Genomic DNA, 16,341 nt, shown 5'->3' on the forward strand with positions numbered 1-16,341 from the left:
TTATCTATTAAAGGTTAATCGTTGTCCTGCTTTAACGTCTAAAACATTAAAATTGTTATATACCAATTGTCCATTAACAAACGTATGGCTTATTCTACTTTTAAAGGTATTACCTTCAAAAGGTGACCATCCACATTTGTAAAGAATATTACTTTTATTAACGGTCCAAGGGCTTTGAGGATTTACAATTACCAAATCGGCAAAATAGCCTTCTTTTATAAAACCACGTTTTTCAACATTGAAAAGTATGGCCGGATTATGGCATGCCTTCTCTACAATTTTTTCAACAGAAATTTTACCTTTATGATGCGCTTCCATTAAAGCTACTAAGGCATGTTGTACCAATGGTCCTCCTGAAGGAGCATTGGTGTAATTATTATTTTTCTCTTCTAAGGTATGTGGTGCATGGTCTGTTGCAATAACATCTATTCTATCATCTAACAACGCTTTCCACAATTGGTCTCTATCTTTTGAAGTTTTCACTGCAGGATTCCATTTAATATGACTTCCTTTTTTAGCGTAATCTTCATCTGAAAACCATAAATGATGTACACAAACCTCTGCTGTAATCTTTTTATCCTTTAGTGGAATTTTATTTGAAAATAAACTCGTTTCTTTTCCTGTTGATAAATGAAACACATGCAATCTCGCTCCTGTTTTCTTCGCTAATTCAATAGCTCTTGAAGAGGAAATATAACACGCCTCTTCGCTTCGGATTATAGGATGCAATTCCATAGGAATATCATCACCATACTCTGCTTTATATGTTTCTAAGTTTCTTTTTATTGTGGCTTCGTCTTCGCAATGTACAGAAATGACCATGTCTGTGCTCGAAAATATTTTTTCAATCACTTTTGGATCATCAACCAGCATATTTCCTGTAGAAGATCCTAAAAACAGTTTTAAACCTGCAACAGTTTTGGGATCAACTTTTAAAATCTCATCTAGATTATCATTAGTGCCTCCAAACATAAACGAATAATTAGCATACGATGCGTTGGCTGCAATAGCAAATTTCTCGTCTAATTTCTCTATGGTTGTGGTCTGCGGATTGGTATTTGGCATCTCTATAAACGATGTAATACCACCTGCAATAGCTGCTTTAGACTCTGTTTCTATGTTAGCTTTGTGTGTTAATCCTGGCTCTCTAAAATGTACTTGGTCATCAATCATTCCTGGAAATACATAATTTCCTTCTGCATCAATAACCATTATATCTGCCGATTTAACACTTATTGAATTGTCAATTTTTTTGATAATATTGTCTTCAATAAGAATATCTCCTTCAACAATTTTTCCTTCGTTGACAATTTTTGCGTTTTTTATGAGGGTATCTCGCTTCATATATCTTTACTTAGCAAATAAGCTTTTTAATTTTAAACTAATCACTCCAAATATAGCTTCGGTAATAATACTTCCACTCATTTTAGATTTTCCTTTGGTTCTATCCTTAAAAATAACAGGTATTTCTACAATATTGAACCCTTTTTTGTAGGCTTTAAATTTCATTTCAATTTGAAAGGCATAACCAACGAATTTTATGGACTTAAGATTGATGGTTTCTAAAACCACTCTTTTATAACAAATAAATCCTGCTGTAGAGTCTTTAACCGTCATACCCGTTATTAACCTTACGTAACGCGATGCTCCATAAGACAACATAATACGAGACATTGGCCAATTTACAACCGTTATACCTTTAACATACCGCGAACCTACCGCGACATCTGCTCCGTTAGTGGCACAAGCTTCATATAATCTTGTAAGATCGTCTGGATTGTGTGAAAAATCGGCATCCATTTCAAAAATATATTGATAGGATTTTTCTAAAGCCCATTCAAATCCGGCAATATAGGCCGTTCCTAAACCACTCTTTTCAGTTCGCTCTAACAAAAATAAACGATCCTGAAATTCTTGTTGCAAGCGTTTTACTGTAGCTCCTGTTTTATCTGGTGAGTTATCATCAACAATAAGTACGTGATATTCCTTTTGCTGTGCAAATACAGCTCTAATGATTGATTCTGCATTTTCAATCTCATTATAAGTAGGGATGATGACAATTGCGTCAGACATTAATTCACTTTTAAACACTCTTTTGAGTGACTTTTAGGATATGGACAAAAATAAAGTTTTTATATGATTAAATACGAGAATTAACGTTTTTGATAGATTATAACAACTAAGACTTGAAACTGTTTCACTATAAAACAGAGCATAAAAGCCTATATTATTTATTATGTTTTAAGCATCATTTTTAATCTAAAAATATTGAACTAGATGAATTGAAAATTAACAATTTTATGTGGTAGGCGATCTACTTAACTGTAATATTGAACGGAATTTAGCATTGAAATGGATGTTAACTTAAAATTCTTACTAATTTAGCAGCATGCGAAATTATATAACACACGAATGGTTTACCATCTTCACAATCATAGGATTGTTTACCATTGTGGTGGCAAAATATTTAAATACGCTGCGCTTTAATGACTTTTTGTATGTGATAGGAAGTCCTAAATACCTAAAAATATATGCTAAAGATCAAAAATTTATAGATCAGTTTGATAGTTTTCTTTTTGTAAACCTCTCGCTATCATTAAGTATCTTTATATATTTCACCTACAACACATTTGTATCACCTGTTGATTTTGAACTTGTTTCGTTTCTAAAGTTAGTTTTTGCAGTTTCTACTATTATAATTATAAAAACCCTTTTAGAACGTTTAATTGGGAGCCTATTTGAAATGGATAGTTTAATAGACGACTACTTGTTTCAAAAAACAACGTTCAAGAATTTTTCTGGCCTTATCTTTCTAATTGCGAATTTGTTTCTATTATACACAGATATCGCCGTCAATATTATTATAATCGCAGCTTTATCACTTGTCTTTCTGATAAATGCAATTGGATTTATATCTTCACTCAAAACACATCTAAAATTAATTAATCCCAATTTTTTCTATTTTTTGTTGTATCTTTGCGCTCTCGAAATTGGGCCTTATGTTGTTTTATATAAGGTTATTAGGGAGTATAACACTTAAAAACACCTAGTTTACGTATGAAAGTGAAAACGATTTTAGTATCGCAGCCAGAGCCTAAAATAGAAAATTCTCCATACTTTGATTTGCAAGAAAAGCAAAAAGTAAAAGTGGACTTTAGACCCTTCATTCATGTTGAAGGTGTATCCTCTAAGGATGTGAGACAGCAAAAAGTAGATCTTACAAAATACACAGCTATTATTCTTACAAGTAGAAATTCAGTAGATCATTTTTTTAGAGTAGCAGACGAAATGCGCTTTAAAGTACCAGATTCTATGAAGTACTTTTGCCAGTCTGAAGCTGTGGCATATTATTTACAGAAATACGTGGTTTACAGAAAACGTAAAATTTATGTAGGTAAACGTACGTTTGAAGATCTAATGCCATTGATTAAAAAATATAAAGACGAATCGTTTTTATTACCAACTACAGATAAGGTTAAACCTATTATACCTGAATTATTAGATAACTTAGGCGTCAATTGGAAACAAGCTACGTTTTACAAAACAGTCATCAGTGATTTATCTGATTTGTCAAATGTTACTTATGATATTTTAGTATTCTTTAGTCCATCTGGTATAGAATCTTTATTTCATAATTTCCCAGATTTTAAGCAAAACGGAACTCGAATTGCGGTGTTTGGAAACACAACTGTAAAAGCAGTAAAGAAAAAAGGTTTGCGCGTAGATATTTCTGCACCAACACCAGAAACACCTTCTATGACCATGGCCTTACAAAAGTATATTGACACTGTAAACAAAGGGAAGTAATAAAATCTTTATTGTTTCTATTTTATATAAAAAAAGCGATTCAAAATTTTGAATCGCTTTTTTAGTTTATAAACAGTACTTATTAAAACGCATAACGTTGAGGCCCTCCACGTCTCACTTCTTCAGAAGCATAAGACTCAAACTTTTTAAAGTTTTCTCTAAAGGCATTAGATAATTTAAACGCCATGTTGTAATACGCTTCATCATCATTCCATGTAGTTCTAGGACTCAACACTTCTGTTGGTACTCCAGGACACGTTCTTGGTTGTGCCACGCCAAACACAGAATGAATGTGGTAATCTTCATAAGTATAATCATGTAAATCGCCATTTAAAGCCGCATTAATCATAGCACGTGTGTATTTTAATTTCATACGCGTTCCTACACCGTAAGGACCACCTGTCCAACCTGTATTCACTAGCCAAACGTTAACTCCTGCGTCCTTCATTTTCTTACTTAACATAGCTGCATATTCTGTTGGGTGCAACGGCATAAAAGGTGCTCCAAAACACGCTGAAAAACTTGGAACAGGTTCTACTACTCCAGCTTCTGTACCCGCAACTTTGGCCGTGTAACCAGAAATAAAGTGATATGCTGCCTGACTCGGAGTCAATTTAGAAATCGGAGGCAACACTCCAAAGGCATCTGCTGTTAAGAAAAAGATGTTTTTTGGATTTTTACCTATTGATGGTTTCCTAATATTTTCAATATGATAAATTGGATAACTAACTCTAGTATTTTGAGTTATAGATGTATCAGCAAAATCAACATTGCCATTATCATCCATAATTACATTTTCTAGAATGGCTCCTTTTTTAATGGCTGCAAAAATCTCTGGTTCTTGTTCTTGCGATAAGTTAATCACTTTCGCGTAGCAACCTCCTTCAAAATTAAAAACGGTATTTTCTTTTGTCCAACCATGTTCGTCATCACCAATTAAACTACGATTTGGATCTGTGGAAAGGGTTGTTTTTCCTGTTCCCGATAAACCGAAGAAAATTGCTGTATCACCTTCTTTACCAACATTAGCACTACAGTGCATAGGTAAGGTATTCTTAAATACAGGAAGAATAAAGTTTAACGCCGAAAAGATGCCTTTTTTAATTTCACCTGTATAGCCAGTTCCTCCAATTAAGGCAATTTTGCGTGTAAAGTCTAAAATCGCAAAATTGTGTTGACGTGTACCATCGACTTCAGGATCTGCCATAAAACCAGGAGCATTGACTACAGTCCATTCTGGAGAAAAATTCTCTAGTTCCTTTTCCGTTGGACGTAAAAACATGTTATAAGCAAACATATTACTCCAAGGATACTCATTAATGACTCTAATATTTAACTTGTAATTTTCATCTGCACAAGCATAACTATCACGTACATAAATCTCTTTGTCCGATAAATAGTCAATAACTTTATCGTAAAGTTTTTGAAATTTATCACTATCAAAAGCAATATTGATATCTCCCCACCAAATTTTGTCTTTGGTGACATCATCTTTCACAATAAATCTGTCCAATGGAGAACGACCTGTAAACTCACCTGTATTAACCGCTAAAGCGCCAGAAGAAGATTCTACTCCTTGGTCTTTTGAAATGGTTTCAGCATGAAGTTCATCTGATGATAATTGATAATTTACTTTCGCATTTTTAATTCCATATTGACCTAACGAAATCGTTTTCGTTGATTGGGAATGATTTGCCATAATATTTGTGTTGTTTAATGCTGCAAAATTAAAATTTTATTTTGAAACCACACCTTTGATTAACATTAATCGACCTTATTTCTTATTATATCGATTAACATCAGTACCCAAGCCATAATTAGGAGTAACCCTCCAATAGGCGTTACAAACGCAACAGTCTTAAAATCAAAACTTAAAAGCGCGTTTGTAGCCAATCCATATATAGAACCTGAAAAGAAAATAACACCAATAAGCACTAAATAAAAAATAGGTTTTTTCATGTTCAAACTCACAATTGACGTCCCTCCTAATATGAGAAGAAAAAACGCATGGTATAACTGATAACGCACACCAGTTTCAAAGGATGTAATAGCATCCGAATCAACTAATTTTTCTAAACCATGTGCAGCGAAAGCTCCCAAAATAATACCTAAAATACCTAAAATTGCTCCAGTTATTAATACCTTTCTATTCATAATTAAAACGTTAATTCGGTTTCTAATGCATGATGTATTTATTACATTCGTGCAATACAAAATTAGTTATATAAACTCATTATGCGAAACATATTAATTATTGGAGCAGGAAAATCTTGCTCATACCTTATAAAATATTTACTAGATAATTCTGAATCCGAAAAACTTCATCTCACCATTGGCGATCTCAATGTAGATAATGCTAAAAAGCTCGTTGGCTCGCATCCCAATACAGAGGTAATTCATTTAGATGTATTTAATGCTGACTCAAGAATTCCTGCGATTAAAGCCGCAGATATTGTGATATCTATGCTTCCTGCACGGTTTCATATCGAAGTTGCTAAAGATTGTATTACTTATAAAAAGAATATGGTCACGGCTTCTTATGTGAGTCCAGAAATGCAAGCCTTAGACGAAGATGCTAAAGCCAACAACCTCATCTTTATGAATGAAATTGGTGTAGACCCAGGTATTGACCATATGAGTGCTATGCACGTTATTGACCGCATTAGAGCCAAAGGTGGAAAAATTATATTATTCGAATCATTTACAGGTGGTTTAGTCGCCCCTGAAAGTGATAATAACCTTTGGAACTATAAATTTACTTGGAATCCAAGAAACGTGGTGGTTGCCGGACAAGGTGGTGCTGCAAAATTTTTACAAGAAGATAAATTCAAGTACATCCCCTACAACCGTTTATTTAGACGTACCGAATTTTTAGATGTGGAAGGTTACGGCCGTTTTGAAGGCTATGCCAATAGAGATTCTTTAAAATATCAAGATGTTTATGGTTTAGAACATGTAAAAACATTATACCGTGGTACTATGAGACGCGTTGGTTTCAGTCGCGCATGGAATGTTTTTGTACAACTTGGAATGACGGATGATAGCTACACCATTGACGACAGTATAAATATGAGCTATCGCGATTTTGTAAATTCGTTTTTACCATACAGTCCAACGGATTCGGTTGAGCTTAAGTTTAGACACGCCTTAAAAATAGACCAAGATGATATGATTTGGGATAAGTTTTTAGAGCTTGATATCTTTAGTTCTGAAAAAATGGTAGCACTTGATAAAGCAACACCTGCTCAAATTCTTCAGAAAATCTTAATGGATAGTTGGACGCTTAGCGAAGATGATAAAGATATGATTGTGATGTACCATAAATTTGGATACGAACTCGATGGTGAAAAGCATCAAATTGATGCTACTATGGTAACCTTAGGAAAAGACCAGACCTATACAGCGATGTCTAAAACTGTAGGCTTACCCGTTGCTATTGCAACCTTAGCAATATTAAATGGTGAAATAAAAACACCTGGTGTACAAATTCCAATTACAAAAGAAGTCTATGGACCTATCCTAAAAGCAATGGAATCTCATGATGTCATCTTTAAAGAATATGAAATGCCTTATTTAGGTTATAACCCTTTAAATGTATAAATTGAATATTTTTATATAATAATCTATAAAAGCGTTTCGTATTGAAACGCTTTTTTTATCTTTCACTTTCAATTTATTAGACAACTACTTATGAAGATTAGCGATAGCGGTATTTATATTGACGGCATAGACAAAAAAATACTACGCGCATTAATGGAAGATGCGAGAACACCTATTCTAGAAATTGCTCGTAATGTCGGAATTTCTGGTGCTGCAATTCATCAACGTATAAAAAAGCTTGAAAAATCAGGCCTTTTAGCCGGTTCAAAATTTATGATTAACCCAAAAGCTTTAGGTTATACCACCATGGCTTTTGTTGGTGTCTATCTCGATAAAGCCATTAGTAATCCTGAAGCAGTAAAGCAATTACAAAAAATCCCTGAGGTTATTGAATGTCATTACACCACAGGAAACTGGTCTATTTTTATAAAGATTCTTTCAAAAGATAATGAGCATTTAATGCACGTGCTTAATTCTGAAATACAAAGTATAAAAGGGGTTTCGAGGACAGAAACGTTTATTTCTTTACAAGAACAAATTAATCGTCAGATTAAGATTTAAACAATTCCTGCCTTTCAACTTCGCTCAAGATTAACGACAGCAGGAATCTCATTTATTAAACCTCTTATGGCGCAGGATTTGGGATTTCAGAATGTACCTTATCAATAGCTTTCAGCACATCATCTGACAATGACATATTAATACTATTAATATTTTCAGTGAGCTGATCAATATTAGTGGCTCCAATAATATTACTCGTTACAAATGGTCTTTCATTTACAAAAGCTAAGGACATTTGTGCCAAAGACATATTATGATCTTCAGCAATTTTTAAATAGCGCTTTGTAGCTTCTGTAGCATTTGTACTACTATATCGTGAAAAATGCGTAAACATATTCAATCTTGCATTTTTAGCCGCTGTTCCGTTTATATATTTACCAGATAAGACTCCAAATGCCATTGGAGAATAAGCTAATAAGCCAATATTCTCGCGCTGTGCAACTTCTGCTAAATCACCTTCAAAAACTCTATTAATTAAAGAGTATGCGTTTTGTATGGTAACCATTCGAGGTAAACTGTGCCTTTTAGATTCTTCTAAATAACGCATCGTTCCCCAAGCTTTTTCATTAGAAATACCAACTTGTCTTATTTTTCCTGACTTAATAATCTCATCTAAGTGGTGAAGAATTTCGTTAAAATTATCTTCCCACTTATCTTTCGGATTATTCTTGTAATCACGTACACCAAAAGTATTTGTATTACGTTCTGGCCAATGCAGTTGATATAAATCTATATAGTCGGTTTTTAAACGTTTTAGACTATGGTTTACAGCATCGTTGAGCGCTTCCTTACTAAAACCATTGGTCCTTATATGCGCTGTATAATCTCCCGTTCCAGCTATTTTTGAAGCTAAAACAACTTTATCTCTGTTTCCCGTTTTAGCAAACCAATTACCAATAATGCGTTCGGTTTCAGCATAGGTTTCTTTTCTTGCCGGAACAGGATACAATTCTGCTGTATCAAAAAAATTAACCCCTTTATCTAAAGCAAAATCCATTTGAGCAAACCCTTCGTCTTGTGTATTTTGGTTGCCCCAAGTCATGGTGCCTAAACATATTTTGCTAACTTTTATATTTGTATTTGGTAGTGTTGTGTATTTCATCTCATTTCCTGCGAAAGCAGGACTCTCGTTTTAGTTCAACATTTAGTTTCTAAATTAGGTTTCGTCTGCGCTCAACCCGACAGTAAATATAAGCAGACCTCACAGGTTTTAAAAACATGTGAGGTCTAAAAAATTGTTAATTCGTCATTGTAAATCACGCTTTGATGCTTGATTTGCAATGGCGTTCTGATTTATATTTCATTTAACAACTTAGAAATCTCATCTAACTTAGGTGTTAAAATCACTTCTATTCTTCTGTTCTTCGCTTTACCATCAGCTGTATCATTCGTTGCTATTGGTGCAAATTCACCACGACCTGCTGCGGTTAAGTTTTCAGGATTAATTGCGGCATTTTCTCTAAGAATATTTACAATCGCTGTGGCACGTTTTGCCGACAAGTCCCAGTTACCACTCAATTGTGCATTGCCTTTGTAAGGGACATTATCAGTATGACCTTCAATCAATACTGAGATTTCAGGGTTTTCAGCCAAAACGCTTCCTAATTGTTTTACCGCTTGCTTTCCTTGTGCTCCAACATACCAGCTTCCAGATTGAAACAACAACTTGTTTTCCATAGAAATATATACTTTACCATTGCGTTGTTCAACCGTTAAGCCTTTGCCTTCAAAATTAGTTAAGGCCTTAGAAATGGCATCTTTTAATTTATGCATGGCAGCATCTTTACTAGCAATAACATTTTCTAATTCAGCAACTCGTTGCGAACGACTTTCTAATTCTTGCTTTAAAGTATTTAAGCGTTCGTTTTCTGCTGCTAAGGCTTGTTCTTTTGCTTCTAATTGCGCTAATAATTCTCTGTTTTTCTGTGAGTTTTTAGCAATCGCAGCCGAACTGTTTTCTTCTAAAGCTTGGTAAGAGGCTTTTAAAGTTTCTAAATTAGATTTCGCTGCGGCATAATCTGCCTGAAGTTTATCGCGCTCCGCAACCGCTTGGTCGTAGGACGCTTGTAATTGATTTAAATCATTAGTCAATTTTGTATTATCACTTGATAATGTTTCTAATTCATCCGATAAACCTCGGTTTTCTTGTTTTAAATTGGCGTATTTATCTTCAAGGTCTGTATAAATTTTCTTCGATACACAAGAGGTGAATAGTGTAATCGATAAGGCTAAGATTGAAAGTTTTTTAATCATTTTTATTTATTTTTATATACGTTTTAACACCCCTTAAGTCCCCTCAAGGGGACAATCTAAATTAGGAACTTTAAGGGTAAAAATCTCTTTGTTAGTAATTATAAGTCTAGTTCCAATAAAATTGGACAATGGTCACTATGAACCGCTTCTGTTAGTATAACGCTGCGTTTTATTTTTTCTTGTAAAGGTTTGCTCACCATGGCATAATCTAATCGCCAACCTTTATTATTCGCTCTAGAGTTTGCGCGATAACTCCACCATGAATATTCCTGACGCTCAGGGTTTAAATACCTAAAACTATCTATAAATCCACTATCTATAAACGCCCCTAACCACTCGCGTTCTTCAGGTAAAAATCCTGATACACCTTTCATTTTAGGATTGTGAATATCAATTTCTTCATGACAAATATTATAATCGCCACAAACCACCAAATTTGGTTTTTCTGTTTGAAGTTCGGTTAAGTACTCTTGAATAAGGTTCATATATTCAAACTTATGCGATAATCGAGCATCATTAGTTCCAGAAGGTAAATACATACTCATTACAGAAACACCATCGTAATCTACTCTGATATTTCGACCTTCAAAATCCATAGATTCTATTCCGGTGCCGAATTCAATATGCTTAGGTTCCGTTTTACATAAAATAGCCACACCACTATAGCCTTTTTTCTGTGCACTAAACCAATAATTAAATTTATAACCTGCTTCGGTAAACACCTCTAAATCGAGTTGCTCTTCCATTGCTTTAATTTCTTGCAAACAAATAACATCTGGATCTGTCGCTGTTAACCATTCTATAAAACCTTTTTTTAAGGCTGCTCTAATACCATTAACATTATAAGACACTATTTTCATACACATTTCCCGAAAAAACGGGAACCTCATTTTAGTTATACATTCGATTAACCGCTAAATTAAATAATACGCTACTTTTACACCATTATTTTAAGCTTGTTTTAACGATAAAATATTTTTAGCTTAAATCAGTTATTATTCTACATGAAAATTGCTATTTCCTTTCTACTAATGCTATGCGCTTTTTTGGGGTTTTCCCAAGAGCAGAATAGTAATTATATACAAAAGAAAGTAGCTGTTAAAGATTCTATTCAAATTGATTCTGTTAGTATTAATCCTTCACGCTTTACGGTGAAAACATTAGACAATAAGGTTATCGATTCTACCTTATACACTGTCGATTTCCCAAAGGCTTTATTGCGTTTTAAAATGCCTACTGAAATCGATAGCATTCAAATAGACTATTTGCGTTATCCAGATTTCTTAACCAAAGTTTACAAACAATTAGATGATGCTGTGGTGATAGAACGGTCTTCAGAATACCAGCAATTATACACCTTACAAAACACTACAAATAAAGATACATTTACACCCTTTGATGGTTTAACGACTTCCGGAAGTATTTCTAGAGGTGTCACCATAGGAAACAATCAAAATTCGGTATTGAATAGTGAACTCGATTTACAAATTTCAGGAAAACTGAGCGATAAAGTCTCATTGAGAGCCTCTATTCAAGATGCCAATATTCCGTTGCAAGAAAGTGGTTATTCGCAACGTTTAGATGAATTTGACCAGGTGTTTATCGAGTTGTTTAGTGACGATTGGAATATACGCGCTGGTGATATTGACCTAGAAAACACGAAAAGCTATTTTGCTAATTTTTCAAAGCGTGTACAAGGTTTGTTGGTCAATGCCAATTTAAGCGATAAGACTTCTGTTTTTGCTTCTGGTGCTTTGGTTCGTGGCCAATTTACCACCACACAATTTACGGCTCAAGAAGGGAATCAAGGGCCTTATAAATTACGTGGTTCTAACAATGAGTTGTACGTCCTTGTGGTTTCAGGAAGTGAAACCGTTTACGTTAATGGTGTGCCGTTACAACGTGGTGAAAACAACGATTACGTTATTGATTATAATGCCGGTGAAATTATTTTTAATTCCACGTTTCCGATAACTTCCGAAATGCGAATTACAGTCGATTATCAATTTAGTGAACGTAATTATTCTAGATTTACCGTTTTTGGTGGTGCTAATTATGAAACCGAAACTTTAAAACTAAATGTCGCTGTTTATTCTGAAAGTGATGCTAAAAATCAACCTTTACAACAAAATCTTTCAACCGAGCAAACGCAAATATTAGCAAATGCAGGTGATGATTTAGATTTAATGACAGCGCCTTCAGCTTCGCCTGCCACCTATTCTGAAAATCGTATTTTATATCGAAAAGAAGTCATTGGCACAGAGGAAATCTATGTATTTTCTAATAATGCTGAAGATGAATTGTACAGCCTTCGTTTTACTTTAGTAGGCGAAAATGAAGGTAATTACATCTTAAGTAATAGCAATGCCATCAACAATATTTATGAATATGTCGCGCCAATTGCTGGTGTTCCTCAAGGAAATTACGAACCTATTACACAACTCATAGCGCCAGAACGTTTGCAAATTGCCACTGTAAACGGCCAATACAATCCAAGTAAAAACACGGATGTCTTTTTTGAATTGGCAGCCAGTAAAAAGGATGACAATTTATTTTCAGACCTAGATGACAACAACAATGATGGCTATGCCGGAAAATTTACCTTAAAGCAAAATCTTATACAATCGGATAGTCTTTGGAATGTTTCCGCACTTGTTGATGCTGATTTTATTCAAAAGAACTTTAATACCATTCAACGTTTATACAGGGCCGAATTTAATCGGGATTGGAATTTAAATACCTCATCAGATAATACCGAAGAAATTATTGATTATGGCAACCAACTGTTATTCACTTCTGGACTGCGATTATCGCATGCTAAAAAAGGGATGGCGACGTATAATTTTGAACATTTAAACTATTCTGAAAACTTCAATGGAAACCGCCATAATGTTACTGCCAATTTACGTTTGGGTGATTTTCAGGTGTTTTCAAACTCAAGCCTTTTAAACAACGAAAGCAGCATTAATCAATCAACATTTTTACGCTCGTTTAACCGAGTGGTTTATGGTAAAAACAATAAATGGGCTGGTGCTAAATTTTCAACAGAAGACAACGAACAACGTGTACTTGCAACAGATTCCTTAACACCTTTGAGTCAGAAATTCAAGGCGTATGAAGCTTTTGTTGGTATTGGCGACAGTACCAAAGTTTACGCCGAAGTGGGTTATGTAAAACGGTATAACGACAGTTTACGAAACAATTCTTTAAAGCGTGTTAACAGCTCTAACACTTATTATTTGAAATCGCGATTGATTCAAAATCAAAATACAAACCTTCAAGTTTTCTTAAATTATAGAGATTTAAAATCGGAAGATAGTAGCGTAGATGATGAACAAAGTTTGAATAGCAGATTGAATTTTAATCAGAAATTATTCAATAACCTCATCGTCTTAAATACCAGTTTTGAAACCAATTCGGGTACCTTAGCACAACAAGATTTTACGTATGTTGAAGTTGAAGCAGGCCAAGGTGCTTACACGTGGATTGATTATAACGACAATGGCATTCAAGAATTAGACGAGTTTGAAATTGCCCAATTTGCAGACCAAGGCAGCTATATTAGAGTCTTATTGCCCAACCAAGTTTTTGTACAAACCCATCAAAATCGATTTGGACAAACCATGACTATAAACCCACAAAGCTGGAGTGTGTCAGAAAATAAATCGAAACAATTTTGGTCCCATTTCTACGACCAAGCCTCTTTTATTGTGGATAGTAAAAAGTTTAAAGATGAAAGTTCTTTTAACCTCAATCCTTTTGAAGCCTTAAAAGACGATTTAGATACCGAAGATTTTGTATCCTTAAATTACAGTATTAGAAATGTGCTATTTTTCAACCGTGGGAAACAACACTACACCACATCATACACCTTTTTAACCAATAAAAGCAGAAACTTATTATCTACAGGTTTTCAGCAAAACAAAACCAACAGTCATCAGTTAAATTTCAATCATAAGTTTAATGTAAATTGGCTGGTAAATACCTTGGCGAGCATCGGAAATGACGACAGTAAAAGCGAGAATTTCACAAATAGAAATTACATCATTGACAATTACCAATTAAAACCTAAACTGAGTTATTTATTTAGCGAAAACGCACAGTTCGATGTGTTTTACCAATACGCCTCTAAGGAAAACACCATAGGAAGTTTAGAATCCTTGGCGCAAAATAATTACGGTTTATCTTTCACTTATAACAACGCTCAAAAAATAGCACTAACAGGAGAGTTTAACTTTTTTGAAAATGAATTTGAAGGGAATGCAAATTCGCCTGTTGCGTACCAAATGCTCGAAGGCTTACAACCTGGAAAAAACTTCACTTGGAGTTTATTAGCACAAAAAAAACTGACCAAATACTTAGATTTAAATTTGAATTATTTCGGAAGAAAATCAGAAACCTCAAAAATGATTCATACAGGAACTATTCAGTTGAAGGCGTATTTTTAGATAGATACATGCCTAAGTTCTTTATCTAACGGCAAGGATATTTAACGACAATCTATTTGTATAAAACCGTTAAAAATGGTATTATGTCCAGATACCAACAAAACAATTTAATGAAAGACTTTGTAATCATAGGTGCCGCACAAGCCGGGCTTTCTATGGCTTATTTTCTAAAACAGAAACAAAAAGATTTTTTAATTATAGACCGCGAAGACCAAATTGGCGCCTCTTGGCTTAACCGTTGGGATTCGTTAAAATTATTTACACCAACAGAGTTTAATCATTTAGTAGGCATGCCGTTTCCGGCTCCAAAAGGCCATTACCCAAATAAATTTGAAGTGGCAGCGTATTTTAAACAATATGTTGACACCTTTCAGTTCCCCATTCAGCTTAACACCTTAGCAGAACGTATTGAAAAAAAGAACGACCATTTTATTATAACAACCAACCAAAAAGACATTTGCTGTAAACATATAATCATTGCAACAGGACCGTTTCATATTCCTTACACACCTGAATTTCACAAAAAGCTATCAGATAGTATTTATCAAGTTCATAGCAATTATTATAAAACACCAGCGCAATTACAAAAAGGATCAACTTTGGTAGTTGGTGGAGGTGATAGTGGTTTTCAAATTTTAGATGAAATTTCAAAAAACACCAAAGAAACCACCTATTTTTCGGGAAGTACAGATATTAGAACATTGCCACAAGAAATTTTAGGAAAAACCTTATGGTGGTGGTTTACCATTACTGGGTTTTTAAGTTTTAGTAAAACTTCATGGATAGGGAAAAAGATAAGCGAATCGAAGCAACCCATTATTGGTACAGATGTAAAAAGTATAATAAATCGTGATAATGTAGAAACGGTTGGACACACACTAGATGCTGAAGCAAACACCATTAAAACAGCTACTAAGGAGCTAACTGACATAAAAAATATTATTTGGGCAACAGGTTATAAACCAAATTTTAAATGGATTGAAAATCTAGAACTCGCTGAAGACGGTTATCCTAAACACCATAGAGGTATAAGCACCACAGAAGGCCTTTACTTTATTGGTTTACCTTGGTTACACACACGCGGTTCTGCAACATTAGGCGGTATTAAAAAAGATGCCAAATATTTAGCCAACAAAATTCTATAACTAACTACAATAGAATCATTTAAAATAACAACTTATTTAATAGCCATGTAACATTTATGACATAATTATTAGCTAAAATTTGTACCTTCGTAAATGTTATGACTAAATTGGTGGCTTTTACATATTCACTATTGATACTGTTCCAAAGTTTCAATATCAGCTTAGAAGACTTTTCTAAGTTTGGTGTTTTATTGGAGCATGCGGACTATCATAAAGAAATGTATGGGGACACTTTTTTTGAATTTTTAACAGAGCATTATGGTGATGCTAAAGTCACCCACGATAACGACCATAAAGAGCACGAAGACTTACCTTTTAAAGATGCACATCACATTTGTTCGCATATCAGTCCGGTTTTTATAAACACGGCTATTACTTACGATTTTACGCAACAAGATTTTGTAAAAATTCCTTTCAACTTTTACTATACAGACTCTCATACTAACTTTGAGAAATCTTCTGTTTTTCAACCGCCTAAACACGCCTAATTCATTTTAGATTTAATCCTGTTTTTTTTACAAAACAGG

The 16,341-nt window shown here is 34.1% G+C and carries 14 protein-coding genes; 7 read left to right on the forward strand and 7 right to left on the reverse strand.

Going from position 1 to position 16,341, the window contains the following annotated elements:
• Together ITJ86_RS02850 and ITJ86_RS02855 are read right to left on the reverse strand one after the other, a co-directional pair.
• On the reverse strand, window positions 1–1,344 hold the full coding sequence (locus ITJ86_RS02850; protein ID WP_195870084.1) for a dihydroorotase: 1,344 nt from the start codon (window positions 1,342–1,344) through the stop codon (window positions 1–3).
• Between the two features lie 6 nt (window positions 1,345–1,350).
• Window positions 1,351–2,073, reverse strand: coding sequence for a polyprenol monophosphomannose synthase (locus ITJ86_RS02855; RefSeq protein ID WP_195870085.1), 723 nt, complete (start codon window positions 2,071–2,073; stop codon window positions 1,351–1,353).
• A 316-nt stretch (window positions 2,074–2,389) separates the two neighbouring features.
• On the opposite strand from ITJ86_RS02855, the gene ITJ86_RS02860 reads away from it, so the two are divergent.
• Window positions 2,390–3,040 (forward strand): DUF4271 domain-containing protein, encoded by a 651-nt coding sequence (locus tag ITJ86_RS02860; protein WP_195870086.1) that lies wholly within the window; start codon window positions 2,390–2,392, stop codon window positions 3,038–3,040.
• 17 nt (window positions 3,041–3,057) lie between these two features.
• On the forward strand, window positions 3,058–3,807 hold the full coding sequence (locus tag ITJ86_RS02865; RefSeq protein WP_195870087.1) for a uroporphyrinogen-III synthase: 750 nt from the start codon (window positions 3,058–3,060) through the stop codon (window positions 3,805–3,807).
• An 82-nt stretch (window positions 3,808–3,889) separates the two neighbouring features.
• Here ITJ86_RS02865 and pckA read toward each other — a convergent pair whose 3' ends face one another.
• Both pckA and ITJ86_RS02875 read right to left on the reverse strand, forming a co-directional pair.
• Entirely contained in the window at window positions 3,890–5,506 is a 1,617-nt protein-coding gene (gene pckA / locus ITJ86_RS02870) for a phosphoenolpyruvate carboxykinase (ATP) (RefSeq protein ID WP_195870088.1), read from the reverse strand.
• 65 nt (window positions 5,507–5,571) lie between these two features.
• Entirely contained in the window at window positions 5,572–5,961 is a 390-nt protein-coding gene (locus ITJ86_RS02875; RefSeq protein ID WP_195870089.1) for a DUF423 domain-containing protein, read from the reverse strand.
• Window positions 5,962–6,042: 81 nt separating this feature from the next.
• On the opposite strand from ITJ86_RS02875, the gene ITJ86_RS02880 reads away from it, so the two are divergent.
• Both ITJ86_RS02880 and ITJ86_RS02885 read left to right on the forward strand, forming a co-directional pair.
• The gene (locus tag ITJ86_RS02880; protein ID WP_195870090.1) at window positions 6,043–7,407 is read left to right on the forward strand and encodes a saccharopine dehydrogenase family protein; all 1,365 of its coding nucleotides are present in this window, start codon (window positions 6,043–6,045) and stop codon (window positions 7,405–7,407) included.
• Window positions 7,408–7,497: 90 nt separating this feature from the next.
• Complete coding sequence (locus ITJ86_RS02885) at window positions 7,498–7,968, forward strand: Lrp/AsnC ligand binding domain-containing protein (RefSeq protein ID WP_195870091.1); 471 nt, start codon at window positions 7,498–7,500, stop codon at window positions 7,966–7,968.
• 64 nt (window positions 7,969–8,032) lie between these two features.
• Here ITJ86_RS02885 and ITJ86_RS02890 read toward each other — a convergent pair whose 3' ends face one another.
• The 3 genes from ITJ86_RS02890 to ITJ86_RS02900 form a co-directional block, all read right to left on the reverse strand.
• Window positions 8,033–9,070: an aldo/keto reductase gene (locus tag ITJ86_RS02890; RefSeq protein ID WP_195870092.1), complete on the reverse strand. Its 1,038-nt coding sequence runs from the start codon at window positions 9,068–9,070 to the stop codon at window positions 8,033–8,035.
• A 191-nt stretch (window positions 9,071–9,261) separates the two neighbouring features.
• The gene (locus tag ITJ86_RS02895) at window positions 9,262–10,221 is read right to left on the reverse strand and encodes an OmpA/MotB family protein (protein WP_195870093.1); all 960 of its coding nucleotides are present in this window, start codon (window positions 10,219–10,221) and stop codon (window positions 9,262–9,264) included.
• Between the two features lie 98 nt (window positions 10,222–10,319).
• On the reverse strand, window positions 10,320–11,081 hold the full coding sequence (locus ITJ86_RS02900) for an exodeoxyribonuclease III (protein ID WP_195870094.1): 762 nt from the start codon (window positions 11,079–11,081) through the stop codon (window positions 10,320–10,322).
• Between the two features lie 144 nt (window positions 11,082–11,225).
• Between ITJ86_RS02900 and ITJ86_RS02905 the strand changes: the two genes are divergently transcribed.
• The 3 genes from ITJ86_RS02905 (at window position 11,226) to ITJ86_RS02915 (ending at window position 16,302) form a co-directional block, all read left to right on the forward strand.
• Window positions 11,226–14,669: a hypothetical protein gene (locus ITJ86_RS02905; protein WP_195870095.1), complete on the forward strand. Its 3,444-nt coding sequence runs from the start codon at window positions 11,226–11,228 to the stop codon at window positions 14,667–14,669.
• Between the two features lie 110 nt (window positions 14,670–14,779).
• On the forward strand, window positions 14,780–15,814 hold the full coding sequence (locus ITJ86_RS02910; protein WP_195870096.1) for a flavin-containing monooxygenase: 1,035 nt from the start codon (window positions 14,780–14,782) through the stop codon (window positions 15,812–15,814).
• 98 nt (window positions 15,815–15,912) lie between these two features.
• On the forward strand, window positions 15,913–16,302 hold the full coding sequence (locus tag ITJ86_RS02915; protein WP_195870097.1) for a hypothetical protein: 390 nt from the start codon (window positions 15,913–15,915) through the stop codon (window positions 16,300–16,302).
• Window positions 16,303–16,341 lie beyond the last annotated feature (39 nt).

Origin of the sequence: Winogradskyella marina (assembly GCF_015645385.1) — a bacterium.
Classification (GTDB): Bacteria; Bacteroidota; Bacteroidia; order Flavobacteriales; family Flavobacteriaceae; genus Winogradskyella; species Winogradskyella marina.

What these genes read in the sequence shown, in the direction of transcription:
- ITJ86_RS02850 (WP_195870084.1), bottom strand. Translation starts at nt 1,344, where the DNA reads ATGAAGCGAGATACCCTCATAAAAAACGCAAAAATTGTCAACGAAGGA.
- ITJ86_RS02855 (WP_195870085.1), bottom strand. Translation starts at nt 2,073, where the DNA reads ATGTCTGACGCAATTGTCATCATCCCTACTTATAATGAGATTGAAAAT.
- ITJ86_RS02860 (WP_195870086.1), top strand. Translation starts at nt 2,390, where the DNA reads ATGCGAAATTATATAACACACGAATGGTTTACCATCTTCACAATCATA.
- ITJ86_RS02865 (WP_195870087.1), top strand. Translation starts at nt 3,058, where the DNA reads ATGAAAGTGAAAACGATTTTAGTATCGCAGCCAGAGCCTAAAATAGAA.
- pckA (WP_195870088.1), bottom strand. Translation starts at nt 5,506, where the DNA reads ATGGCAAATCATTCCCAATCAACGAAAACGATTTCGTTAGGTCAATAT.
- ITJ86_RS02875 (WP_195870089.1), bottom strand. Translation starts at nt 5,961, where the DNA reads ATGAATAGAAAGGTATTAATAACTGGAGCAATTTTAGGTATTTTAGGT.
- ITJ86_RS02880 (WP_195870090.1), top strand. Translation starts at nt 6,043, where the DNA reads ATGCGAAACATATTAATTATTGGAGCAGGAAAATCTTGCTCATACCTT.
- ITJ86_RS02885 (WP_195870091.1), top strand. Translation starts at nt 7,498, where the DNA reads ATGAAGATTAGCGATAGCGGTATTTATATTGACGGCATAGACAAAAAA.
- ITJ86_RS02890 (WP_195870092.1), bottom strand. Translation starts at nt 9,070, where the DNA reads ATGAAATACACAACACTACCAAATACAAATATAAAAGTTAGCAAAATA.
- ITJ86_RS02895 (WP_195870093.1), bottom strand. Translation starts at nt 10,221, where the DNA reads ATGATTAAAAAACTTTCAATCTTAGCCTTATCGATTACACTATTCACC.
- ITJ86_RS02900 (WP_195870094.1), bottom strand. Translation starts at nt 11,081, where the DNA reads ATGAAAATAGTGTCTTATAATGTTAATGGTATTAGAGCAGCCTTAAAA.
- ITJ86_RS02905 (WP_195870095.1), top strand. Translation starts at nt 11,226, where the DNA reads ATGAAAATTGCTATTTCCTTTCTACTAATGCTATGCGCTTTTTTGGGG.
- ITJ86_RS02910 (WP_195870096.1), top strand. Translation starts at nt 14,780, where the DNA reads ATGAAAGACTTTGTAATCATAGGTGCCGCACAAGCCGGGCTTTCTATG.
- ITJ86_RS02915 (WP_195870097.1), top strand. Translation starts at nt 15,913, where the DNA reads ATGACTAAATTGGTGGCTTTTACATATTCACTATTGATACTGTTCCAA.